Source organism: Variovorax sp. PEI5 (assembly GCF_056679935.1).
In genome coordinates this window covers 2,947,285-2,970,864 of the sequence record NZ_CM155257.1, presented here as the reverse complement: position 1 = coordinate 2,970,864, position 23,580 = coordinate 2,947,285, and the positions used below count along the sequence as shown (strand labels likewise).

General features: G+C 71.0%; 21 protein-coding genes. 17 read left to right on the top strand and 4 right to left on the bottom strand.

From position 1 onward, the window contains the following. The first annotated feature begins 140 nt into the window (after window positions 1-140). From AC1MLT_RS13650 to AC1MLT_RS13625, 6 genes are all read left to right on the top strand, one after another. Window positions 141-1,058, top strand: coding sequence for an acyl-CoA thioesterase (locus AC1MLT_RS13650; protein ID WP_481032744.1), 918 nt, complete (start codon window positions 141-143; stop codon window positions 1,056-1,058). Beyond that, on the top strand, window positions 1,055-2,170 hold the full coding sequence (locus AC1MLT_RS13645; RefSeq protein ID WP_481032743.1) for an NADH:flavin oxidoreductase/NADH oxidase: 1,116 nt from the start codon (window positions 1,055-1,057) through the stop codon (window positions 2,168-2,170). Before AC1MLT_RS13650 ends, AC1MLT_RS13645 begins: the two co-directional genes overlap by 4 nt. 64 nt (window positions 2,171-2,234) lie before the next feature. Next, a complete protein-coding gene (locus tag AC1MLT_RS13640) occupies window positions 2,235-3,041 on the top strand; it encodes a PPK2 family polyphosphate kinase (protein WP_481032742.1) in 807 nt (268 codons plus the stop codon). Window positions 3,042-3,393: 352 nt separating this feature from the next. Further along, a complete protein-coding gene (locus AC1MLT_RS13635; protein WP_481032741.1) occupies window positions 3,394-3,909 on the top strand; it encodes a sterol desaturase family protein in 516 nt (171 codons plus the stop codon). Window positions 3,910-3,928: 19 nt separating this feature from the next. Further along, the gene (locus tag AC1MLT_RS13630; RefSeq protein ID WP_481032740.1) at window positions 3,929-4,372 is read left to right on the top strand and encodes a hypothetical protein; all 444 of its coding nucleotides are present in this window, start codon (window positions 3,929-3,931) and stop codon (window positions 4,370-4,372) included. After that, window positions 4,369-5,199 carry a DUF2145 domain-containing protein gene (locus tag AC1MLT_RS13625; RefSeq protein WP_481032739.1) on the top strand — a complete coding sequence of 277 codons (831 nt, stop codon included), beginning with the start codon at window positions 4,369-4,371 and terminating at the stop codon, window positions 5,197-5,199. The genes AC1MLT_RS13630 and AC1MLT_RS13625 overlap by 4 nt, the downstream gene beginning before the upstream one ends. A 15-nt stretch (window positions 5,200-5,214) precedes the next feature. Here AC1MLT_RS13625 and uvrA read toward each other — a convergent pair whose 3' ends face one another. Beyond that, window positions 5,215-8,355 carry an excinuclease ABC subunit UvrA gene (gene uvrA, locus AC1MLT_RS13620; RefSeq protein ID WP_481032738.1) on the bottom strand — a complete coding sequence of 1,047 codons (3,141 nt, stop codon included), beginning with the start codon at window positions 8,353-8,355 and terminating at the stop codon, window positions 5,215-5,217. Window positions 8,356-8,535: 180 nt separating this feature from the next. On the opposite strand from uvrA, the gene ssb reads away from it, so the two are divergent. After that, window positions 8,536-9,078, top strand: coding sequence for a single-stranded DNA-binding protein (ssb, locus tag AC1MLT_RS13615; RefSeq protein ID WP_481032737.1), 543 nt, complete (start codon window positions 8,536-8,538; stop codon window positions 9,076-9,078). Window positions 9,079-9,196: 118 nt separating this feature from the next. On the opposite strand, the gene AC1MLT_RS13610 is transcribed toward ssb, so the two are convergent. Next, on the bottom strand, window positions 9,197-9,904 hold the full coding sequence (locus tag AC1MLT_RS13610; protein ID WP_481032736.1) for a FadR/GntR family transcriptional regulator: 708 nt from the start codon (window positions 9,902-9,904) through the stop codon (window positions 9,197-9,199). 198 nt (window positions 9,905-10,102) lie between these two features. Here AC1MLT_RS13610 and AC1MLT_RS13605 point away from each other — a divergent pair, with 198 nt between their 5' ends. The 8 genes from AC1MLT_RS13605 to AC1MLT_RS13570 all read left to right on the top strand — a co-directional run bounded on the left by AC1MLT_RS13605 (window position 10,103) and on the right by AC1MLT_RS13570 (window position 18,370). After that, window positions 10,103-11,077 carry a Bug family tripartite tricarboxylate transporter substrate binding protein gene (locus AC1MLT_RS13605; protein WP_481032735.1) on the top strand — a complete coding sequence of 325 codons (975 nt, stop codon included), beginning with the start codon at window positions 10,103-10,105 and terminating at the stop codon, window positions 11,075-11,077. Between the two features lie 4 nt (window positions 11,078-11,081). Next, a complete protein-coding gene (locus AC1MLT_RS13600) occupies window positions 11,082-11,546 on the top strand; it encodes a (2Fe-2S)-binding protein (RefSeq protein WP_481032734.1) in 465 nt (154 codons plus the stop codon). After that, entirely contained in the window at window positions 11,543-13,702 is a 2,160-nt protein-coding gene (locus tag AC1MLT_RS13595; RefSeq protein WP_481032733.1) for a xanthine dehydrogenase family protein molybdopterin-binding subunit, read from the top strand. Before AC1MLT_RS13600 ends, AC1MLT_RS13595 begins: the two co-directional genes overlap by 4 nt. A gap of 34 nt (window positions 13,703-13,736) precedes the next feature. Continuing rightward, entirely contained in the window at window positions 13,737-14,432 is a 696-nt protein-coding gene (locus AC1MLT_RS13590; RefSeq protein WP_481032732.1) for a molybdate ABC transporter substrate-binding protein, read from the top strand. Window positions 14,433-14,454: 22 nt separating this feature from the next. Further along, entirely contained in the window at window positions 14,455-15,396 is a 942-nt protein-coding gene (locus AC1MLT_RS13585; protein WP_481032731.1) for an alpha/beta hydrolase, read from the top strand. A 1-nt stretch (window position 15,397) separates the two neighbouring features. After that, entirely contained in the window at window positions 15,398-16,396 is a 999-nt protein-coding gene (locus tag AC1MLT_RS13580; RefSeq protein ID WP_481032730.1) for a tripartite tricarboxylate transporter substrate binding protein, read from the top strand. 77 nt (window positions 16,397-16,473) lie between these two features. Beyond that, complete coding sequence (locus AC1MLT_RS13575; protein WP_481032729.1) at window positions 16,474-17,352, top strand: fumarylacetoacetate hydrolase family protein; 879 nt, start codon at window positions 16,474-16,476, stop codon at window positions 17,350-17,352. A 31-nt stretch (window positions 17,353-17,383) separates the two neighbouring features. Next, the gene (locus tag AC1MLT_RS13570) at window positions 17,384-18,370 is read left to right on the top strand and encodes a Bug family tripartite tricarboxylate transporter substrate binding protein (protein ID WP_481032728.1); all 987 of its coding nucleotides are present in this window, start codon (window positions 17,384-17,386) and stop codon (window positions 18,368-18,370) included. Window positions 18,371-18,412: 42 nt separating this feature from the next. Here AC1MLT_RS13570 and AC1MLT_RS13565 read toward each other — a convergent pair whose 3' ends face one another. Next, a complete protein-coding gene (locus AC1MLT_RS13565; protein WP_481032727.1) occupies window positions 18,413-20,089 on the bottom strand; it encodes a glycosyltransferase family 39 protein in 1,677 nt (558 codons plus the stop codon). A gap of 281 nt (window positions 20,090-20,370) precedes the next feature. On the opposite strand from AC1MLT_RS13565, the gene AC1MLT_RS13560 reads away from it, so the two are divergent. Together AC1MLT_RS13560 and AC1MLT_RS13555 are read left to right on the top strand one after the other, a co-directional pair. Further along, window positions 20,371-21,567 carry a glycosyltransferase family 2 protein gene (locus tag AC1MLT_RS13560; RefSeq protein WP_481032726.1) on the top strand — a complete coding sequence of 399 codons (1,197 nt, stop codon included), beginning with the start codon at window positions 20,371-20,373 and terminating at the stop codon, window positions 21,565-21,567. Then, window positions 21,557-22,453 carry a ChbG/HpnK family deacetylase gene (locus AC1MLT_RS13555; RefSeq protein ID WP_481032725.1) on the top strand — a complete coding sequence of 299 codons (897 nt, stop codon included), beginning with the start codon at window positions 21,557-21,559 and terminating at the stop codon, window positions 22,451-22,453. The genes AC1MLT_RS13560 and AC1MLT_RS13555 overlap by 11 nt, the downstream gene beginning before the upstream one ends. Window positions 22,454-22,507: 54 nt before the next feature. On the opposite strand, the gene AC1MLT_RS13550 is transcribed toward AC1MLT_RS13555, so the two are convergent. Next, window positions 22,508-23,515: an LLM class flavin-dependent oxidoreductase gene (locus AC1MLT_RS13550; protein WP_481032724.1), complete on the bottom strand. Its 1,008-nt coding sequence runs from the start codon at window positions 23,513-23,515 to the stop codon at window positions 22,508-22,510. Between the last annotated feature and the right edge of the window lie 65 nt (window positions 23,516-23,580).

Here is a 23,580-nt window from a genome sequence, read left to right as displayed (position 1 = left end):
CATGCGGGAATCAACGGACCAGGGTCGGCCATGGAATTCCGAGGCGTCCCACGATGCAGGGCGGGGCACGGCCGGGCACGACCGGGACAACGGCGCCGGCGCGTCTTTGCTATGGTGACCGCAGATTCTCCAGACCTCCGATGAACGACTCCTCCCATTCCAGCGCACCCGCGCCTTCCATGCCGGCGGCGGCGCCCACGCCCGCCGCCCTCGTCGACCGCCTGGTCGCGCTCATGCGCCTGCAGCCGCTGGGCGACGACCGCTTCCAGGGGCAGAGCCAGAACATCGGCACCCCGGCGGTCTTCGGCGGGCAGGTGCTCGGCCAGGCCCTGATGGCGGCCAGCCAGACGGTCGAGGCCGAACGGCCGGTGCATTCCATGCACGCCTATTTCCTGCTTCCCGGCGAGCACGCGCCCATCGAGTACGCGGTCGACCGCGTGCGCGACGGGCGCAGCTTCACGACGCGGCATGTCGTCGCGCGCCAGCAGGAGCGCGTGATCTTCGAGATGTCGGCGTCGTTCCAGACCGTCGAGGACGGTGTCGAGCACCAGTCGGCCATGCCCGGGCCACCGCCGCCGGAGTCGCTGCGCAGCGATCTCGAACGCCGCTTCGACCTCGTCGACCGCATCCCCGAACGCATGCGCGTGAAGGCCCTGCGACCGCACGGCCTGGAATTCCGCAGCGTCGAGGACGACGACCTGCTCGCGCCCGTGCCGCGCGCGCCCACGCGCTCGGTCTGGCTGCGCGCCATCGCCCCGCTGCCCGACGATCCGGTCGTGCATCGCGCCCTGCTCGCCTACGCATCGGACCATGGCCTGCTGGGCGCGGCGCTGCTGCCGCACGGCCTGAGCTACGCGCAACCGCGCCTGCGTCTGGCAAGCCTGGACCACGCGATGTGGTTCCATCGCGATTTCCGCCTCGACGACTGGCTGCTCTACACCATGGACTCTCCGAGCGCCGGTGGGGGCCGCGGCCTCAGCCGGGGCAGCATGTTCACCCGCGACGGCAGACTGGTCGCATCGATGGCACAGGAAGGCATGGTCCGCGTACGTTCATGACTCATCTCTTCGATCCCCTCGCCCTCGGCCCGCTGACGCTGGCCAACCGCATCGTCGTCTCGCCGATGTGCCAGTACGCCGTCGAGGACGGCAATGCCGGCGACTGGCACCTGATGCACCTGGGCCAGCTGGCCATGTCGGGCGCCGGGCTGCTCGTCATCGAGGCCACCGCGGTCGAGGCCGAAGGCCGCATCACGCCGGCCGACCTCGGCCTCTACACGGACGACAACCAGGCCGCGCTGGCGCGCGTGCTGGCGGCCGTGCGTCGCCACTCCCGCATGCCGATCGCCATGCAGCTCGGCCACGCCGGGCGCAAGGCATCGAGCCACGTGCCCTGGGGCGGCGGCCAGGCGTTGCGCGCCGACGAAGGCGGCTGGACGACCTCGGCGCCATCGGCGCTGCCGCACGCGGAGGGCGATCCGGCGCCGGTCGCGCTCGACGCCGCCGGCCTGGCGCGCGTCAAGCAGGCCTTCGTACGGGCCGCCCAGCGCGCCGACGCGCTGGGCATCGACGCCCTCGAGCTGCATGCGGCGCATGGCTACCTGCTGCACCAGTTCCTCTCGCCCATCGCCAACCGGCGCGACGACGGCTATGGCGGCTCGCTGGAGAACCGCATGCGCTTTCCGCTGGAAGTCCTCGATGCGGTGCGCGCCACCGTGCCCGCGCGCCTGCCGGTGGGCGTGCGCATCTCGGCCACCGACTGGGTCGACGGCGGCTGGGACGTGGCGCAGAGCTGCGTCTTCGCCCGGGAACTGGCCGCGCACGGCTGCGCGTTCATCGACGTGTCCTCCGGCGGGGTCTCCCCGCAGCAGAAGATCACGCTCGGCCCGGGCTACCAGGTGCCGCTGGCCGAGGCGATCAAGGCGGCCGCCGGGCTGCCGACCTTCGCGGTCGGCCTGGTCACCGAACCGGCGCAGGCCGAGGCCATCGTCGCCGAGGGCCGGGCCGATGCCGTCGCCATCGGCCGGGCCATGCTGTTCGAGCCGCACTGGCCGTGGCGCGCCGCCATGGAGCTGGGCGCCGAGGTCTCCGTGCCGCCGCAGTACTGGCGCTCGCAGCCGCGCGAGGCCAAGGCGCTGTTCGGCGCCGAGGCCCGCATCGGCATGCGTTGAGGACGCGTCGCGCTCCGCTCGCCCCTTCCCCTCCTTCCCATCGGTCTCGAAAGGACGCCCTCGCATGAAGAGCTTCGGCAAATACCGCATCGGCGGCAAGGTGCGCCTGGGCGACATCGACCCCGACGACACGCCCTTCATGAAGGGCGACGAGCGCGACCGGCGCGAGCGCCTCGACGCGCTCGCCGAGGAACTCGACGGATTGCAGAACCTGCTGCACGCCGAAGGCCGACGCAAGCTGCTGCTGGTGTTGCAGGGCACCGACACCAGCGGCAAGGACGGCACCGTGCGCTGGGTGTTCTCGCGCACCTCGCCGCTGGGCGTGCGGGTCGCCGCCTTCAAGGCGCCATCGATCGACGAGCGGGCGCACGACTTCCTGTGGCGCTGCCATGCGGTGGTGCCGCGCGCCGGCGAGATCGGCGTCTGGAACCGCAGCCACTACGAGGACGTGCTGGTCCCGGTGGTCGACGGCTCGCTCGCCAAGTCCGACCTGAAGCGCCGCTACGACCAGATCAACGACTTCGAGCGCCTGCTCGTGGAGACCGGCACGGTGGTGCTGAAGTGCATGCTGCACATCGGCAAGGAAGAGCAGAGGAAGCGCCTGCAGGCGCGCATCGACGACCCGGCCAAGCACTGGAAGTTCAGCCTGGGCGACCTCGATGCCCGCGCGCACTGGGATGCCTACCAGGACGCCTATGCCAGGGCGCTCGACGCCACCTCGACCGAGGCCGCGCCCTGGTACGTGATCCCGGCCGACAGCAAGACGCATCGCAACCTCATGATCGCGCAGTTGCTGGTGAAGACGCTCAGGGAGATGAAGCTGGCGGTGCCGCCGGCGGACCCGGCCTTGAAGGGGCTGGTGGTGCGTTGAGAGGAAGACGCCACGGCCCGGTCGCTCCGACATCGGGCATGGCACCGGGATTGCCGACCCAGCGCCTTCGGCCATAATCGGCCCGTGCGAACGACCCCATAGAGGGTTGCACATCCAAAGGGAATCCAATGTCACTGTCACACGCACGCTCGGCGTCAAGAGCACATCCGCATCCGCTTCTCCAGGCCCGCCGGCAATCCCGGCCGTCTGCGCCCTAGCCCGATTCCTGGGTGCGTGGGCCCGCCCCGCGCGTTCCTTCCTCCGTCCTCAAGCCGCCAAGGCGAACGAATTCCGTTTGCGGCTTCGCTTCGTTCCGCGTCCGGTTCCGGACGCGCGCCTGCACCCGAAAAACATGGCCGCCTCAAAAAATTGGCAACTGACGCCTTTCCAATACACGATCGACTTCGCACTCGTCCCGCTCCTGTTCGGACTCGCTGTCTGGCCAGCCCGGATCTCGTCGACACGGATCGCCATCGGCGCACTGACATGGTCGTTCGTGGAATACGCGGTCCATCGCTTCCTGTTCCACAGGCGGTTCCGGAGGGATCACTGGGCGCATCACCTCGATCCCACGGCCTACATCGGCATCTCCGGCGTTCCGATCTGCGCGGCCTATGCCCTGCTCCTGATTCCCGCGTGGCATCTCGGACTGCTGTCGTTCCATGCGGGATTCATGCTGGGCTACTTCTGCTACCTGGTCGTGCATTACGCGATCCATCGCACCACCTATCAGCAGCTGCCCATCCTTCGCGTGCTGACGCGAAATCATGAACTGCATCACCAGCGGGGCCGCGAGACCAATTTCGGCGTCACCTCCCCGCTGTGGGATTTCATCTTTTGCACCTATTCCCGCTCGGCTTCGCGCTGACGGATTCCGGACCCTTCCAATGAAGCTCAAGCACCTCTGCGTCGTCGTCCTCGCACTGGCACAACCACTGACATTCACTTCCCTGGCCCACGCGGCGGAGGGCAGCCAGACCGCCGGCCTGGGAGCCGTCAGCATGGCACTCTCGCCACTGGCGTCGGTCAACGGCCATCCACTCGAGGCCAGCGCCTTCTTCACCGCCGGCACCCTGTTCATCGTCGCCGGGATCGGACAGGTGGTCGGCGAAACCGCTTCCGTGGTCCTGCAGAACACCGTCGATGGCAGCAAGGCGGTCATCCAGGTCTCGTCTCCGATCGTCAAGGACATCGGCCTCTCGACGGGCAACGTCATCAAGGTGGTGACGGAGTCGACCGGCCACACGCTCGTCGCGTCCGGAAGGATTCTGGCTTTCGTGCCGAACGAGATCGGCAAGGAATTGCTGTACCAATCCAGGCTGTCCCGATGAAGCGGGCGAGCATCCTGGAACTGGCAGCCTGCGCCATCGCCCTGGCATTCGGCCTGTCGTCGGGCGCCAGGGCGGGCCAGGCCTGTGTCGACACGCCGCCGCGCCCCTCGTCGGTGCGACTGGCATTCGGTGCCGCGCAGGCACTCTCCACGGCCTTGGACCAGGCCCGACCCGAGGTGGCACTCGTCGCCCGGGTGGGACAGGATCTCTCGACATACGGCCTGCGCCATTCCCATCTCGGCTTCGTCCTCAAGGATTCCGCCTCCGGCCAGTGGCGCGTCGTGCATCTGCTCAACACCTGCGGCACCGCCGATGCGGCGATCTGGCGCCAAGGGCTCGCCAACTTCTTCCTCGACGACCTGTTCAGCTACGAGTCGCTGATCATCATCCCTTCGGTCGAAGCCCAGCACCAGCTCCTGGTCAGGCTCTCGGACCCGGCGCAATACCTGGCGCTGTTCACGCCGCACTACAACATGCTGGCGTACCCTTTCGCCACACGGTATGAGAACTCCAACCAGTGGGCGCTCGAACTGTTGACCAAGGCCTATGCCGACAAGATCGACATCGACGACCGGGAGAAGTCCCAGCAGTGGCTCAAGCTCATGGGCTACGAGCCGACCACGCTCGATCTGGGTCCAATGACGCGACTGGGCGGCCGCATGTTTCGTGCGAACGTGGCCTTCGACGACCATCCGAGCAAGCGCCGTTATGCCGGCAAGATCGACATCGTGACGGTCGTCTCGATGACGCGCTTCCTCCAGAAGATCGATCCCGCGACGACGTTGACGAACGTTCCCGCACCCTCGGTCCTCCAGGCACCCGAGTAGCCGCGGCCGACACCCTCACTGCGGCGCCGCCAGCAGGCGCTTGAGGTACCGTCCCGTGTGGCTCGCCTCGTTCGCCGCGATGTCCTCCGGCGTCCCCTCTCCCACCACCGTGCCGCCACCCGCGCCGCCCTCGGGGCCGATGTCGATCAGCCAGTCGGCGGTCTTGATGACATCGAGGTTGTGCTCGATCACCACGATGGTGTTGCCGGCGTCGCGCAGCTGGTGGAGCACCTTCAGCAGCAGTTCGATGTCGGCGAAGTGCAGGCCGGTGGTCGGCTCGTCGAGGATGTAGAGCGTGCGGCCGGTGTCGCGCTTGGAGAGCTCCAGCGCCAGCTTCACGCGCTGCGCCTCGCCGCCCGACAGCGTGGTCGCGGCCTGACCGAGCTTGACATAGGACAGGCCGACGTCGAGCAGGGTGTGCAGCTTGCGCTCGATGGTCGGCACGGCCTTCAGGAACTCGTGCGCGGCCTCCACCGTCATGTCCAGGATCTGCGCGATGTTGCGGCCCTTGTACTGCACCTCCAGCGTCTCGCGGTTGTAGCGCTGGCCATGGCAGACCTCGCACGGCACGTAGACATCGGGCAGGAAGTGCATCTCCACCTTGACCATGCCGTCGCCCTGGCAGGCCTCGCAGCGCCCGCCGGCGACGTTGAAGCTGAAGCGGCCGGGGCCGTAGCCGCGCTCGCGCGCGGTGTTGGTCTCGGCCATCAGCTCGCGGATCGGCGTGAACAGGCCGGTGTAGGTCGCCGGGTTGCTGCGCGGCGTGCGGCCGATCGGGCTCTGGTCGACATTGATGACCTTGTCGAAATACTCGATGCCCTCGATCGACTCGTGCGCGGCGGGCTCCTCGTGCGCGCGGTAGAGCGTACGCGCCACGGCGGCATAGAGCGTGTCGTTCACCAGGGTCGACTTGCCCGAGCCCGACACGCCGGTCACGCAGGTCAGCAGGCCGACCGGAAACGCCACGCTCACGTCCTTCAGGTTGTTGCCGCTGGCGCCGACGACGCGGATCTCCTGCAGCGCGGTCTGCGTGGCGCGGTGCTGCGCCTCGCGCGCGGCGCGGCGCTCGGCCGCCGGACTCTGCGGGAAGCGCGAGGCCTTCCTGCCCTCGTTGAAGGCCGGCTTGGCGACCGCCGGCAGCCAGGCGGTGCGATGGCGCGGCACCTCGATCCTGCGCGCGCCCGAGAGGTACTGCCCGGTGAGCGACTGCGGGTTGGCCAGCACCTGGGCATAGGTGCCCTCGGCCATCACGCGACCACCATGCACGCCGGCGCCCGGGCCCATGTCGATCACGTGGTCGGCGGCGGCGATCATGTCCTCGTCGTGCTCGACCACGATCACGCTGTTGCCGATGTCGCGCAGATGCTTGAGCGTGCCGATGAGGCGGTCGTTGTCGCGCTGGTGCAGGCCGATGCTGGGCTCGTCGAGCACGTACATCACGCCCGTCAGGCCCGAGCCGATCTGCGAGGCCAGCCGGATGCGCTGCGCCTCGCCGCCCGAGAGCGTCTCGGCGCTGCGATCCAGGCTCAGGTAGTTCAGGCCGACGTCGTTCAGGAACTTCAGCCGCAGGCCGATCTCGCGCACGATCTTGTCGGCGATCTCGGCCTTGGCGCCGCGCAGGTGCAGGCCCTGGAAGTACGCCAGGCAGTCGCGCAGCGTCAGGTGGCTGATCTCGTAGATCGCCTTCCGCGCGGGCGCCATGCCGACCTCGGCCTCGGCCCCGGCCGCGCGCGGCGTCTCGTCGACCAGGAACACGTGGCGCGCCTCGCGCCGCAGCCGCGAGCCACCGCATTCGGGGCAGGGCTGCAGGTTGCGGTAGCGCGCCAGGTCGTCGCGCACGGTGGTCGAATCGGTCTCCCGGTAGCGTCGCTCCAGGTTGGGGATGATGCCCTCGAAGGGATGCTTCTTGACCAGCTTCTTGCCGGCCGAGGCACCCGACTCCATCGTGTAGTCGAACTTGATCAGCTCCTCGCCGGAACCCTGGAGCAGCACGTGCCGGACCTCGGCGCGCAGCGACTCGAAGGGCGCCTCGATGTCGAAGTCGTAGTGGGCCGCCAGGCTCTCGAGCATGCTGAAGTAGTAGCCGTTGCGGCGATCCCAGCCCTTGACCGCGCCGCTGGCCAGCGAGAGCGAGGGAAAGGCCACCACGCGCGCCGGATCGAAGAACTCGCGATGGCCCAGGCCGTCGCAGCTCGGGCAGGCGCCCACGGGCGAGTTGAAGGAGAACAGGCGTGGCTCGAGCTCGGCCAGCGAGTAGTGGCACACCGGGCAGGCGAACTTGGCATTGAACAGGTGCTCGCGCGGCGCGGCCGGCAGGCTGGTCGGCGTGGCCGTGCCGCCATCGGCCGGCGCGTCCATCTCGACGGCCAGCGCGCGGCCGTCGGCCAGCCGCAGGGCGGCCTCGAAGCTCTCGGCCAGGCGCTGCTGCATGTCGGGGCGCGCGCGCAAGCGGTCGATGACGACATCGATGTCGTGCTTCTCGGTCTTCTTCAGCTTGGGCAGGTCGTTGTATTCGTAGGTCTGGCCATCGACCCGGAAGCGCACGTAGCCGGCGGCCTGCATCTCGGCGAACAGCTCGACGAACTCGCCCTTCTTCTCGCGCGCGACCGGCGCCAGGATCATCAGGCGCGGCTCGTCCGGCAGCGCGATCACCGCGTCCACCATCTGCGAGACCGTCTGCGCCTGCAGCGGCAGGTGATGCTCCGGGCAGAACGGCGTGCCGGCGCGGGCGAACAGCAGGCGCAGGTAGTCGTGGATCTCGGTGACGGTGCCCACGGTGGAGCGCGGGTTGTGGCTGGTGGCCTTCTGCTCGATGCTGATGGCCGGCGACAGGCCCTCGATGACATCGACGTCGGGCTTGTCCATCAGCTGCAGGAACTGCCGCGCATAGGCCGACAGGCTCTCGACATAGCGGCGCTGGCCCTCGGCATAGAGCGTGTCGAAGGCCAGGCTCGACTTGCCCGAACCCGACAGGCCGGTGATCACCACCAGCTTGTTGCGCGGGATGTCGAGATCGACGTTCTTGAGGTTGTGGGTCCGCGCGCCGCGGATGCTGATGCGCTGCTGCGCGAGCACGGCGCCCAGATAGGCGTTGTCTTCAGGAGCGTTCACGGGCGGGGGAGGAGGAGCGGAGGGAACAGGAGGCCAACCAAGCATGATAAGTGCCCGGTTCCGGCCGCGCCCGTCCTCGGCCATTCCGGCGGCCCCGATGCCGCCTTTGCTCCTGCATGCCGACGATTTCGAGGACGCAGAGATTGACTTCGGCCGCTGCGGCACAATCTTCGTCCTTCCCCTTTTTCCTTCTCCTTTCCTTCCTTCATCAGGAGCAGTGCATCCATGGCATCGGTCAACAAAGTCATCCTCGTCGGCAACCTCGGCCGCGATCCCGAAACCCGGACCTTCCCGAGCGGTGATCAGGTCTGCAACGCCACCCTGGCCACCACCGACAAGTGGAAGGACAAGCAGAGCGGCGAGATGCGCGAGGCCACCGAATGGCACCGCCTGGTCTTCAACGGCCGCCTGGCCGAGATCGCCGCGCAGTACCTGCGCAAGGGCTCGCAGATCTACGTCGAAGGCCAGATCCGCACCCGCAAGTACCAGGACAAGGATGGCGTCGAGAAGTACGCCACCGACATCCGCGTCGACCAGATGCAGATGCTGGGCAGCCGCCAGGGCCAGGGCGGCCCGTCGGGCGGTGGCGAGGACGAGTACGGTGGTGGTGGTGGTGGTGGCTACGGCCAAGGTGGCGGCGGCGGCGGTGGCGGTGGTTATGCCCGCGCGCCGGCCGCGGCGCCTCGCGCACCGGCGGCGCGTCCGGCCCCGGCACCGGCGAAGTCCTCCTCGGGCTTCGACGACATGGACGACGACATCCCGTTCTGAGTCCTGATACCGGTCGTTTCCGGATTTCGCACACAGGGCCATCCGCCATCGCGGATGGCCCTTTTTTCTGGTCGTCGGCCCGGCGCCGGGGCGACGAGCACCTGCCGCCCCGCGCGCCTCAGTCGCCGAAGAGGTTCCGCTGGATCTGGTCCAGGTGCTCGATCAGCACCCGCTGGGCCGCTTCCGCATCCCGGTCGCGCAGGGCATCGACCAGGGCCCGGTGCTGCCGTTCGTACTGCGCGCGCCGCGATCCGGTCAGTGAACGGGCCTTGAGCCGGCCCCACTCGCCCTGGTCGCGCACCCGCTGGGTGAGCTCCAGGATGCGCACGAAGAAGCCGTTGTGCGTGGCCACCGCGAGCGCGGTGTGCAGCGCCCCGTCCCAGTGCTCGAAGGCTTCGATGGTCTCGGCCGCCTCCGACTGTTCGATGCAGTGCTGCATCGTCGCGAAGTCGGCCGCCGTGGCGTTGCGCACGATCAGTCCCGGCATCAGCGGCTCGATGAGGCGGCGCGCCACCATCAATTCGGCCGGACTGACATTGCCATCGGGCGATGTCGATGCGGTCGCCTCGCCCGTCGGCACGGGCGTCGGCGCCTGGGCCACGAAGGTGCCGCTGCCCACCGTCTGCGTGATGAGTCCACGCTCGCGGAAGCCCGCCAGCACGCGCCGCACCGCGCCGCGCGAGGCGCCGAAACGTTCGCTCAGTTCACGCTCCGCTGGCAGCTTCACGCCCACGCCCAGCGCGCCGCTGCCGATGCCTTCGCGCAGGTAGTGCGACAGGGCCTTCGCGCCCTGCGCCTTGGGCTCCACGGCCTCCCGGTCGTTCATCGGTTTCCTCTCCTTCGACTTGATAGTACCAATTGGTTATTTAATTTGCCGCATTGGTATTGATGATGGTCCATTTTGGTTCTACATTGCTTCGTCAGCGGACGTGTCGATTCTGACGCCACGGCTCACGCTTCCAGCGGCGCAACACAAGCCGCAAACCAAATGGTCCGCGAGACGCAGGACCAAGGAGACAAGAACATGCGGATGCAATGGATCGGCGGCTTCCTGGCCGCCACGCTGCTGGGAGCGCTGCCGACGGCAGGGGCGCAAGCGCAGGACTACCCGTCCCGCGTCGTGACCATCGTCGTGCCCTTCGGCGCCGGCGGCTCGGCCGACGTGTATGCGCGCGTGCTGGCCGAGAAGCTGGGCCACGACACCGGCAAGACCTTCATCGTGGAGAACCGCCCGGGCGCGGGCGCGGTGATCGGCACGCAGTACGTGGCCAAGTCGGCGCCCGACGGCTACACGCTGCTGATGATGTCGAACACGCAGACGGTGAACGAATCGCTGGTGCGCAACAAGCCCTATGCGCTGATGCGCGACTTCGTGGCGGTGGCCCCCGTCAACGAGGCGCCGCTGGTGCTGGTGGAGCGCACCACGCTCGCGCCCCGGACCTTGCCCGATCTGGTGCGCTACGCCAAGGCCAATCCGGGCAAGCTCAACTACGCGTCGTCGGGCACCGGCACGCCCTATCACATGGCCGGCGAGCTGTTCAAGGGCATGGCCGGGGTGGACATCGCGCACATTCCCTACAAGAGCAGCGGCGGCGCCCGCACCGACGTGCTGGGTGGCCAGGTCGACCTGATGTTCGATGCCGTCAGCACCATGACCGACCTGATCGCCACCCAGAAGGTGCGGCCGCTCGCGACCACCGGCAAGACGCGCTCGGCCGTGATGCCCGACGTGCCCACCATGGCCGAGTCGGGACTGCCCGACTACACCGCCACCATCTGGCTCGGCATCCTCGCGCCCAGGGGCACGCCCCAGCCGATCGTCGACCTGCTCAACCAGCGGATCGCCAAGGTCGTCAACGACCCGACCGTGAAGGCGCAGTGGGCCAGGAGCGGACTCGACGGCCTGACGATGACGCCGGCGGCCTTCACGCAGTTCCTCGAGCAGGACATCGCGAAATGGCAGCGGATCGTCGAGTCCGCGCGCATCACGGTGGAGTGAGCCGATGGCCGTCTCGATCACGGTGAACGGCGTGCGCCGCACGCTGGATGTCGATGCCGACCGCTCGCTGCTCGACGTGCTGCGCAACGAGCTGGACCTGCGGGCCAGCCATTTCGGCTGCGGCGTGGGCCAGTGCGGCGCCTGCATGGTGCTGCTCGACGGGCATGCCGTGCCGAGTTGCGACACGCCGCTGTGGTCCGCCGACGGCAAGGACGTGCGGACCGCCGAGGGCCTGGGCACGCGCGCCGCGCCGCATGCGCTGCAGCTCGCGTTCATCGAGGAGCAGGCGGCGCAGTGCGGCTACTGCACCTCGGGCATGTTGATCTCCGCCGCGGCGCTGCTGCGGCGCGACGCCGACCCGGACGAGGCGGCGATCCGCGCAGGCATGGCGCGCAACCTGTGCCGCTGCGGCACGCACCCCCGCGTGATGCGGGCCATCGTGCGCGTGGCGGCGCGGTCGCGGCCATGAGCACGGACGTGAGCCTGGCCGTGCTGCCGGCGAGCCTGCAGGCCAATCCGCGCCTGTCGACCTGGCTGCGCCTCACGCGCGACGGCCACGCGTGGGTCTCGTCGGGCAAGGTCGAACTGGGCCAGGGGATCCTCGGCGCCCTGTCGCAGATCGTGGCCGAGGAGCTGGGCATCCGCGTGGAGCGGGTGCGGATGACCGGCGCCGTCACGGGCGCGAGTCCCGACGAGGCCGTGACTTCGGGCAGCCTGTCGGTGCAGCATTCGGGCGCGGCGCTGCGCCATGTCTGCGCGCAGGCCCGGGCCCTCCATCTGGCGCGCGCCGCCGCGCTGCATGCGGTCGACGCGCAGGACGTCGCGGCCCTGGAGGTGGTGGATGGCGAGATCCGCCTGGGCGACCGGCGCCTGTCGAGCTACTGGGACCTGGCCGAGGACGAGGCCGGGTCCGGGGCCGGGACCGGCCTGCTCGACGTCGACGCGGTGCCGGGCGTGGCGACGCGTCCGGCCGCGGCCTACACCGTGGTCGGCCGCGCGCAGCCGCGCGCCGACATCGCCGACAAGGTGTTCGGCGAGTTCGTCTTCATCCACGACCTGGTGCTGCCACGCATGGCGCACGGGCGCGTGGTGCGGCCGCCATCGCCGGACGCGGTGCTCGAGGCCTGCGACGAGGACGCCGCGCGCGCCCTGGATGGCGTGCTCGCGGTGCTGCGCGACGGCTCCCAGCTCGGCGTCGTCGCCGAGACCGAGACGCTCGCCGAACGCGCCGCCGCGAAGCTCGCCGCATCCTGCGCGTGGATCGAACGCGAGAGCCTGCCCGACGCGGACGCATTGCGGCCTTGGCTGCGCTCGCTGCCGTCGACGGCGCTGGAACTCCGCCAGGGCGAGCCGGCGCCCGGCGCGGTCCGCACGCTGCGCGCCTCCTACGACAAGCCCTTCATCCGCCACGCCGCCATCGGTCCGTCCTGCGCGCTGGCCCGCTCCGAGGGCGAGGCCCTGGAGGTCTGGACGCACAGCCAGGCCATCTACAACCTGCGCCGGGACCTGGGCCTGGCATTCGGGCTGCCGGCCGAGCGCATCCGCGTGCGCCATGTCCAGGGCGCCGGCTGCTATGGCCACAACGGCGCCGACGACGTCGCCTACGACGCCGCCTGGCTCGCCCGCGCCTGCCCCGGCCGCGCGGTGCGCGTGCAGTGGTCGCGCGCCGACGAGCTGTGCTGGTCGCCCGTCGGCCCGGCGATGGCCATCGACCTCGAAGCCGACGTCGACGCCGCCGGCCGGGTGCTCGCCTGGCGCCACAGCGCGTGGAGCCCCGGCCATGGCCTGCGTCCCGGCCGCGGCGCCACGCCGACGCTGCTGGGCAGCTGGTATCTGGCCGAGCCCTTCGAGCGCGTCGCCGCCGTCGACGCGCCGCGCGCGGCCGGCGGTGGCGGCGATCGCAACGCCGAGCCGCTCTATGCCTTCGCATCGCACGAGGTGGTGTGCCGGCGCGTGAGCGACGTGCCGATGCGGACCTCGGCGTTGCGCTCGCTCGGCGCCTTCGCGAACGTGTTCGCCATCGAATCGTTCATGGACGAGCTCGCGCTGGCGGCGGACGAGGATCCGCTGGCCTACCGCCTCGCGCAGCTCGACGACCCGCGGGGCCGGGCGGTCCTGCGGGCCGTGGCCGCGATGTCCGGCTGGACGCCGCGCGCGCGACCGGCGGGCGACGGCATCGGCCGCGGCCTCGGCTTCGCGCGCTACAAGGGCACGGGCGCCTGGTGCGCCGTCGTCGCCGAGGCGCGGGTCGAGGAGCGGGTGCGCGTGCTGCGCCTGCACATCGCCGTCGACGTCGGCCTGGCCGTCAATCCCGATGGCGTGCGCCAGCAGATCGAGGGCGGCGCGCTGCAGGCCACGAGCTGGACGCTGTTCGAGGAAGCCCACTTCGACCGCACGCGCATGCTGGACACCGACTGGGAGGCCTATCCCATCCTGCGCTTCACCGACGCGCCGCGCATCGACGTCGAGCTGGTGCCGGGCGGCATGGCGTCGCTGGGGGCGGGGGAAGCCTCCCTCGGCCCCACCGCCGCCGCCATCGCCAACGCGGTGCACGACGCGCTCGGCGTGCGCGTGCGCGCGCTGCCGCTGCGGCCCGAACGCATCGTGCAGGCGATGGACGCCTGACCCCCATTCCCTTCCAACCCGTGACGAGAACCCCATGAAATTGCGACTCTTCAGCGGCGGTGCCGCGCAGGCCGTGGTGACCGGCCTGCAATCGACCTTCGAGACGACCCATGGCTGCACGCTGGAGCCGACCTTCGGCGCGGTCGGCACGATGCGCGACAAGCTGCTGGCGGGCGAGGCCTGCGACCTGCTGGTGCTGTCGGCGACCCTGATCGAGCAGCTCACGCGGCAGGGCCACCTGGTCGCGGGCAGCGCGCGCGACCTCGGCGCGGTGGCCACCGGCATCGCCCTGCCCGAAGGCGCGGCGCCGGTCGACGTGGGCACGTCCGAGGCGCTCCGGCAGCTGCTGTCGGCCGCGCGCGGCCTCTACGTGCCGCACCTGACGCAGTCGTCGGCCGGCATCCACATCGCCGGCATGCTGCGGATGCTCGGCCTGACGGAGCTGCTGGCCGACCGCATCAGGGAGTTCCCGAACGGCGCGACGGCCATGCGGGAACTGGCGGCGGCCGATGGCGAGGGCCTGGTCGGCTGCACGCAGGTCACCGAGATCCTCTACACGCCGGGCATCCGGCTGGTCGGCGAGCTGCCGGCGGAGCATGCGCTGCTCACCGTCTACACCGCGGCCGTCTGCGCCCGGGCGCGGGAACCGGAGCTCGCCGCGTCGCTGGCCGAACTGCTGGCCGACGAGGCATCGCTCGCCCTGCGCCGCCGGAGCGGTTTCACGATCTGACCCATTTCACAAGGAGACGAAGATGCATCAGCAGGCAACCGATCACCCGGCGGTCACATGGACCGGCGGCCAGGAACATTGGGTCGACAAGGGCGACGTCCGCCTGTTCCTGTGGGAGAAGAAGCGCAAGCCCGGCACCGCGCACGCGGGCACGGTGCTGTTCGTCCACGGCTCGTCCATGGCCTCGCAGCCGACCTTCGACCTGCACGTGCCCGGCCGACCCGATTCGTCGGTCATGGAGTGGTTCTCAGAACGCGGCTTCGACACCTGGACCATGGACAACGAGGGCTATGGCCGCTCCAGCAAGCACCGTCCGATCAACTGCGACATCGACAACGGCGCCGAGGACCTGGCCGCCGGCTCCGCCCACATCCTGGCGCAGGCGGCGCCCGGCACCCGCCTGCTGGTCTACGGCATCTCCTCGGGCGCCCTGAAGGCGGCGGTGTTCGCGCAGAACCATCCGGAGCGCATCGCCCGGCTGGCGCTCGACGCGTTCGTCTGGACCGGCGAGGGCAGCCCGACGCTCGTCGAGCGCGCCAAGCGCCTGCCCGAATTCAGGAAGATGCTGCGCCGGCCCATCGACCGCGCGTTCGTGCACAGCATCTTCACCCGCGACCACCCGGGCACCGCCGCCGAGGAGACGGTCGAGGCCTTCGCCGACGCCATCCTCACGCTCGACGATTCCATGCCCACCGGCACCTATGTCGACATGACCAGCCGCCTGCCGCTGGTGGATCCGCAGAAGCTCGACCTGCCGGTGCTGGTGATGCGCGGCGAATACGACGGCATCGCGTCGTTCGAGGACCTGATCGGCTTCTACAGCCGGCTGCCGAACATGGACAAGCAGTTCGTGACCATGCGCGGCATCTCGCACGCCAGCTTCCAGCAGAAGAACTACCTCATGGTCTACCACCTGCTGCATGCCTTCTTCACCCAGCCGGCGCCGGTCTACACGGGAGGCTGACATGAGCACGACCCGCAGCGTGCCGCGTCGCGCGGCATTGGCTTCCCTGTGCGCGCTGGCCGGCCTGCTGCCGGGCCTGGCCGCCGCGCAGGCGCACGCCGAGAGCTATCCCTCCCGCACGATCACGCTGGTCGTGCCGTTCGCGGCGGGCGGCTTCACCGACGTGGTGGCACGCGTCCTCGCGCAGGGCCTGGGCCGCAACCTGGGCCAGGCGGTCGTGATCGAGAACCGCCCCGGCGCCGGCTCCACGCTGGGCGCCGACATGGTCGCCAAGGCGGCGCCCGACGGCTACCGGCTGCTGATGGTCTCCACCACCCACGTCATCTCCGACGCCCTCTACAAGAACATCCCCTACGACCCGATCAAGGGCTTCGCGCCGATCGCCAAGATCGCCGAGGCGCCCTACGTGCTGGTGGTCAATGCCCAGGTCCCGGCCACGAACGTGGCCGAACTGGTGGCGCTGGCCAAGGCGCAGCCCGGCAAGCTGGACTACGCGTCGTCCGGCAACGGCAGCTCGCAGCACATGATGGCCGCGCTGTTCGCCACCATGGCGGGCGTGCGGGTCAACCACGTGCCCTATCGCGGCAGCGGCCAGGCCGCCACCGACCTGGCCGCGGGCACGGTGCAGTTCGGCTTCATGGGCACGCCGGTGGCCATCCAGCAGTCCCAGGCCGGTCGCACCCGACCGCTGGCCGTCACCAGCGTCGGCCGCTCGCCGCAACTGCCGCAGGTCCCCACGCTCGACGAGTCCGGCCTGGCCGGCTACGACGCCAGCGTCTGGCTCGGCCTGCTCGCCCCGGCCGGCACGCCGAGCGCGATCGTCAAGCGCCTGCAGGACGAATCCATCCGGGTGATGCAGGCGAGCGAGACCCGCGACGCCCTCGTGAACGCCGGCGTCGAACCCAGCGTGCAGGGCTCGGCGGACTTCGCGCGACTCATGGACGCCGATCGGGTGAAGTGGGCGAAGCTGGTCAGGGACATCGGCGCCAAGGTCGATTGAGGCCACCTGCGGACGACCCCGCCGGCATGGTCCGGCCGTCCTGTTTTTTTTTCGATCCAAACCCCAAGGAGTGTCAGATGCGTTTCGCAACCCTCGAACTGGACGGCAAGACCGTTCCCGTCCTCGTCTCGCCCGACGGCAACGGCTGGGCCGCCGTGCCCGAATGGCTCGGCGCCGATTTCGACGGCGACATGGCCGATCTGATCGGCCGCTGCCCGCAGCCGACCGGCCATGCCGCGCCCACCGCCTGGCGGCCGCTCGACGGCCTGCGCCTGCGCGCGCCGCTGGTGCCGCGCCGCAACGTGTTCTGCGTCGGCAAGAACTACCACGAGCACGCGGCGGAGTTCGCCCGCTCCGGCTTCGACACCTCGGCCGCCAAGGGCGAGACCGCGCCGGCCGCGCCGGTGGTCTTCACCAAGGCGCCCTCGACCGTCGTCGGCCCCGGCGACGAGGTGCTCCCGTTCACCGAACTCACGCGCCAGCTCGACTACGAGGCCGAACTGGCGGTGGTGATCGGCAAGCCGGGACGCGGCATCCGGCCGGAGGACGCCTGGAACCACGTCTGGGGCTACACCATCGTCAACGACGTGACGGCGCGCGACCTGCAGCAGAAGCACCGGCAGTGGTTCATCGGCAAGTCGATGGACACCTTCTGCCCGATGGGCCCGTGGATCGTGACGGCCGACGAGCTCGACGCGACCGATCTGCCGGTGAAGTGCTGGATCAACGACGAACTCCGCCAGGACGCCAACACCCGCGATCTGATCTTCGACATCCCGACCATCATCGCCACGCTGTCGGCCGGCATGACGCTGCAGCCCGGCGACGTCATCGCCACCGGCACGCCCGCGGGCGTGGGCATCGGCTTCAGCCCGCCGCGCTTCCTGGCGCCGGGCGATCGGATGAGGATCGAGATCGGCGGCATCGGTGTCCTCGAGAACCGCATCGCCGGCTGACGCGGCCGGCCCGCAGGCACGAGACCGCCCCATGAACGACGCCAGCCGCCGCGCCGTCCTGCGCGCCCTCGCGCTGCCGGTCCTGGCCCCGCTGGGCCTGGGCGCGCGCGCCCAGGCGAGCTATCCCGACCGGCCGATCACCGTCGTCGTGCCGTTCCCGCCCGGCGGTGTGGCCGATGTCGTGGGACGTCCCGTGGCCGAGGCCATGGGGCGCCATCTCCAGCAGCCGATGGTGATCGAGAACCGGGGCGGTGCGGGCGGCGGCATCGGCATGGCGCAGGTGGCGCGGGCCCGGCCCGACGGCTACACCCTGCTGATGGCGCTGTCCTCCGTGGTGGTGCTGCCCGAGGCCGATCGGGTGCTGCGCCGAACGCCGATGTTCGAGCTGGACCAGCTGGTGCCGATCGCCCGCTTCACCGCCGATCCGACGATGCTGGTGGTGCGCGGCGACAGCCCCTGGAAGACCTACGAGGAATTCGCCGCGCACGCGAAATCGGCGCCGGGCCGGCTCACCTTCGGCTCGTCCGGCAACTACGGAACCATGCACGTGCCCATGGAGCAATGGAAGGCCGCCACCGGCAGCTATCTGCTGCACGTGCCCTATACCGGCGCGGGACCCGCGGTGGTCGCCCTGCTGGCCGGGCCGATCGATGCCGTCGCCACCGGACCGTCGAGCGTGCTGCAGCAGGTCAAGGCCGGTCGCCTGCGCGCCCTGGCGCATTGGGGCGAAGGCCGGCTGGCGGTGCTGCCGGAGGTTCCCAGCCTGCGCGAGCGCGGGGTGCCCATCGGCTATTCACAGTGGGCGGGCCTGTTCGCGCCGGCCGCGACGCCGCCGGCGGTGCTGGCGAGGCTCGGCGAGGCGGCGCGATCGGCCGCCCAGGACCCCCGGACGACGCAGGCCTTGAGCGCCGCCGGCAGCGTGGTGCAGTTCCAGGATGCGGCGGAGTTCGCCCGCTTCGTCCAGACCGATGCGCAGGCCATGGCGCGCGTGGTCCAGCGCATCGGCCGGATCGAGTGAGCGACGTGCCGCGCCGCGCCGTGCGCGGGATCGACCCGATGCTCAGTCCCGCGCGGGCGGTGCCGCGCTGCCGCGCGACGGGCTCGCGGCGGTCGGTGCCACGCCCGCCGGCGGCAGGATCGCCCAGCCCACCGTGACCTCGAACGGCCGGCCGAAGCGCCGCATCGCCAGGCGCAGCGGCGGCTGCACCTGCAATCCCGGAAAGCGCGCCCGCCAGTCGGCCGGCGCGGCGGCATCCGGCGTCTCCAGCACCTGGCCCGAGGCCGCCTCCCACACGAACACGGCGCCCTGCGCGCGCACCGCCGCGTCGTCGAGCCAGGCGGCCCGGCCGGGATCGGCATCGATGTAGACCGAGGGACGTCCGCCGGCCTGGGGCGGCGCGTACTGCGCGACATTGCCCGCCGGCCAGGCATGGCCGGCCACGATGCGCAGCGGCGCCTCCCGCCCCACCGCCCGGTGCCAGCCCTGCGCCACGTCCACGGCCAGCTCCCGGCCGGGATAGTGGATGCGGGAGAGCCGGCCGCGCGAGAGCGGCCCGCCGATGGCGATCAGCCCGTAGAGCAGCACCAGCACCAGCATCCAGATCGCGAAGGCCCAGGCGAAGCGCCGGGGATGGCGCAGGCGCAGGCCGAGCGCCGCCGCCAGCGCCGGCCCGATCACCAGGAACAAGGGCGAGCCCCACATGTCGTGCAGGTGGACCCCGGCCGCGCCGGCGACCAGGTAGATCAGCAGCGGGCCGCCGCCCATCGCCAGCAGCAGCCAGCCATCGCGCCCGCGCGGCGCGACCGTGCCCGGCGCCCGCGCGCCGTCGATATCGGCAGCGGCGGCGGCGTGCGCCTGCGCGGGCGACGTCGCGTCGGCGCGCCGGCGCCAGCCATGGGCGATCCACAGCAGCAGCGCCAGGGGCGCCACCGAGCCGGCCTGCGCGCCCAGGAAGGCGGCCAGGTCGCGCAGGCGGTCGCCCACCACACCGCCGGAGCCGCCGCCCACCGCCTGGGCGCGCCCGACGGCATAGCGCAGCGTCGGGTAGTCGTTGGCATGCGCCCAGGCCAGGTGCGGCGCGAACATCGCCAGCGAGATGGCCAGGGTCAGCCAGGGTCCGGCGCCGCGCCAGTGGCCGCGCAGCGACGGCACCGCGATCAGCACCACGGCCATCGACACCGGCAATGTCAGGAACGAGTACTTGCCCAGCGCGCCCAAGCCGCAGGCCACGCCCAGCAGCACCCACCAGCCCAGGCCGGCGGCATCGCCGCCGCCGGGCACGCGGCGGGCGGCGCGCCAGAAGGCCAGCGAGGCGATCGCCCAGCACGGGTACTGCACCACGTTGGCGTTGAATTCCAGGCCGGTGAGGTTGTAGTAGTTGACGCCCTCGAGCGCCATCACCGCCACCAGCGCCGTCCAGGGCGGCAGCAGGTCGCGCGCCAGTTCCCAGGCGGCCCAGAAGGCGGCGGCGATGGCCAGCTGCGACAGCAGGAACAGCGGCCAGTCGAGCGAGCCCCAGCGGAACAGTTCGGCCAGCCAGCCCGAGGCCGGCGGATGCTTGTAGTAGCCGGCCTGCCACTCGCGGCCCCAGCTCAGCGCCTCGATGGTGTCGAGCGGGAGGTTGGCGGCCAGCAGGCTCGGCAGGATGGTCCAGAGCAGGACGTGCAGCAGCGCGAAGAGCCCGAAGGCGGTGGCCGGCGACAGGGCGTGCGGGCGGGGAGTCCGGTCAGGGCGCATGGTGTTCGGCCGCGCGGGCGCGGCTGGCATGGGAGAAAAAGGACGGGGCGGCGGGCGGCGGCGGGTCGTCAGCGCGGACAATCGGAGACCCGCCACCGACGCCGGGCGACGCCGCGCGCGGGGGAACCGGCGCGGGCCGCGGACCTCCACCCGTCCCGGAGCGTGCGGATTATCCCCGCCGCGCCGCCCCGCGGGCGGCGCGCCCGCGTCGCGCCACGTACATTGCATGGGCGACGCGGCGCCGCATGGCGCGCCCCGCCGGTCCATCGAAACGAACGAACATGTCCTTCTATCCACCTTCGCTGGAAGACTCGCCCGATCCGATCTCCCATGCCTCCTATGCCGCGCGGCTCGCGGGCGCCTTCGCCACGCCCGCCGGCTTCGCCGCGCTGCCCTCGGGCAAGGCCGGCGTCGCCACCGGCCGCGAGTCGCTGCGCCTGAGCTGCGTGGTGCCGGCCTACAACGAGGCCGGCCACCTGGCCGAGTTCCTGCTGGCGCTGCATGCCGCCCTCACCGCGCTCACGCCCGATGTCGAGATCATCGTCGTCAACGACGGCAGCCGGGACGCCACGCGCGAGATCGCCCACGCGCATGCCGAGTCGCTGGGCGTGCGCTACCTGGAGCTGTCGCGCAACTTCGGCAAGGAGGCGGCGCTGACCGCCGGCATCGCCCATGCGCGCGGCAACGCGGTGCTGCTGATCGACTCCGACTTCCAGCATCCGCTGGCGCTGGTGCCGGAGATGGCCCGGCTCTGGCGCGATGGCTACGACATGGTCTATGGCGTGATCGCCGAGCGCGATGCCGAGTCGTGGGGCAAGCGCGCGGGCAGCGGCCTGTTCTACGGCCTGCTGGGCCTGGGCAGCTCGCTCAACATCCCCAAGCACGCCGGCGATTTCCGCTGGATGGACCGCAAGGTGGTCGACGCGCTGCGTCGCCTGCCCGAGCGCAACCGCTTCATGAAGGGGCTCTACGCCTGGGTCGGCTTCCGCTCGGTGGCCCTGCCCTTCACGCCCGACGCGCGGCGCGGCGGCGAGTCGAGCTTCAGCCTGCGCAGCCTGGCCACGCTGGCGCTCGAGGGCCTCACGTCCTTCAGTTCGCTGCCCCTGCGGGTATGGAGCGCGGCCGGGTTGATCATCTCGTTCCTGGCGATCTGCTACGGCCTCTACATCGCACTGGGCGCCTGGCTGTATGGCAACCCGCTGCAGGGCTGGCCGACGCTGGCGGCGGGCCTGATGCTGTTCTCGGGCGTGCAGCTGCTGTCGATCGGCATCCTGGGCGAGTACAACGGTCGCATCTATGTCGAGATCAAGCGCCGGCCGCTGTATCTGCTGGCCGAGGACCTCGACCACAGTCCGCTCACCGACACGCACCATGCACCCGCGCCGGCACCCGCGCCCACCCCCGCGGCGCGGCCGGTGGCGCCCGAGCGGCCGGCAGGCGCCGCCGGCCACGACCCGGGACCGGCCCATGCCGGCTGAGCCCGAGCGCATCCGCCGGCACATCGCGCTGTGCGCCGACGACTTCGCGCTGCATCCGGCGGTCGACGACGCGGTGCTGCGCCTGGCCCACCAGGGCCGCCTGGGCGCGACCAGCTGCATGACCACCTCGCCGCGCTGGGCCGAGGCCGCGCGCGCCCTGCGCGCCGATGCGCCGCCGGGCCTGGCGACCGGCCTGCACCTGAACCTGACCGAGGGCCACGGCACGCACCAGGCCGCGACGCTGGGCGCGATCCTGCGCGACACCTACGCGCGGCGCCTGGCGCGCGAGGGCGCGCGACCCCACGTCGTGCGGCAGCTCGACGCCTTCGAGCAGGCGATGGGCCGGACGCCGGACTTCATCGACGGCCACCAGCACGTCCATCAGTTGCCCGGCGTGCGCGAGGCCCTGCTCGAGGTCATGGTGGAGCGCTATGGCGCGGACGCGGGGGCGGACGGCTCGTCCGCCGCCGCCGCGGACACGCCCGCGATGCCGGCCGTGCGCGCCACGGTGCCGGCGCATCGGCGCTGGGGCGCGGGCAAGGCCGGCGTGCTGGCCGTGCTGGGCGGCTGGTGGCTGCGCCGGCGGCTGGCCCGGCTCGGCATCCCGCACAACACGGGCTTCGCCGGTGTCTATGGCTTCGATGCGCCCACCACCGACGACTATGGCCGCCACATGGACCGCTGGCTCGACGGCAGCCCCGACGGCACGCTGATGATGTGCCACCCGGCGACGGCGCTGGTGCCGGGCGACGCCATCGCCGCTCAGCGCCTGGTGGAGTTCGCCTATCTGTCGTCGGCCGCCTTCGGCGAGAGCCTGGCGCGCCACCGGGTCGAGCTGATGCGCTTCGACGCGGGGATCGCGGCCGCCACCGACATCGCGCCGTGAGCGGATCCCGCCGCCCTCCGGCAAGCGGAGCCCGGAGTCCGGGGGACCGCGCCCTCAGGCGGGCGTCAGTTCCTGGTGCACGCTCGCCAGGATCTCGTAGGAGCGCAGTCGCGCCGCGTGGTCGAACACCTGCGAGGTCACCATCAGCTCGTCCGCGCCGGTGCGCTCGATGAAGGCGGCGACCTGCTCGCGCACCGTCTCGGGCGAACCCACGGCCGAGCACGACAGCACCGAATCCAGCAGCGCCCGTTCGGCCGGGCCGACGTTGTCGCGATAGCCCTGCACCGGCGGCGGCAGGCGGCCCGGCCGGCCGCTGCGCAGGTTGACGAAGGCCTGCTGCCACGAGCTGGCCTGGAAGCGGGCCTCGGCATCGGTGTCGGCCGCGAACACGTTGAAGCCGAGCATCACGTGCGGGCGCGCCAGCTGGGCCGAGGGCTTGAAGGTGTCGCGGTAGATGCGCACGGCCTGCATCATCTGCTGCGGCGCGAAGTGCGACGCGAAGGCATAGGGCAGGCCCAGGTGCGCCGCCAGCTGGGCGCCGAAGGTGCTGGAGCCCAGGATCCAGACCGGCACCTTCAGGCCCCGGCCCGGCACCGCCAGCACCGACTGGCGCGGCGTGTCGCTCATGAAGTCCATCAGCTCGATCACGTCCTGCGGGAACTGGTCGGCATCGGACTGCAGGTCGCGCCGCAGCGCCTGCGCCGTGCGCTGGTCGGAACCCGGCGCGCGGCCCAGGCCGAGGTCGATGCGCCCCGGATACAGCGACTCCAGCGTGCCGAACTGCTCGGCGATCACCAGCGGCGAGTGGTTGGGCAGCATGACGCCGCCGGCGCCGATGCGGATGGTCGAGGTGCCGGCGCCGATGTGGGCCAGCAGCACCGACGTGGCGGCACTGGCGATGCCGGGCATGCCATGGTGCTCGGCGAGCCAGTAGCGCCGGTAGCCGAGCCGCTCGCCATGCTGGGCGAGCGACAGCGAATTGCGGAACGACTGCGCGGGAGTGCTCCCTTCGCAGACGGGGGAGAGGTCGAGGATGGAGAGCGGGGTGGACGACGTGGTCATGGGCCCATCATCCGCCGGTCCGAAAACGCTTGCCGGGACGAGGTTTTGGCGCCGCCCCCCCGCGC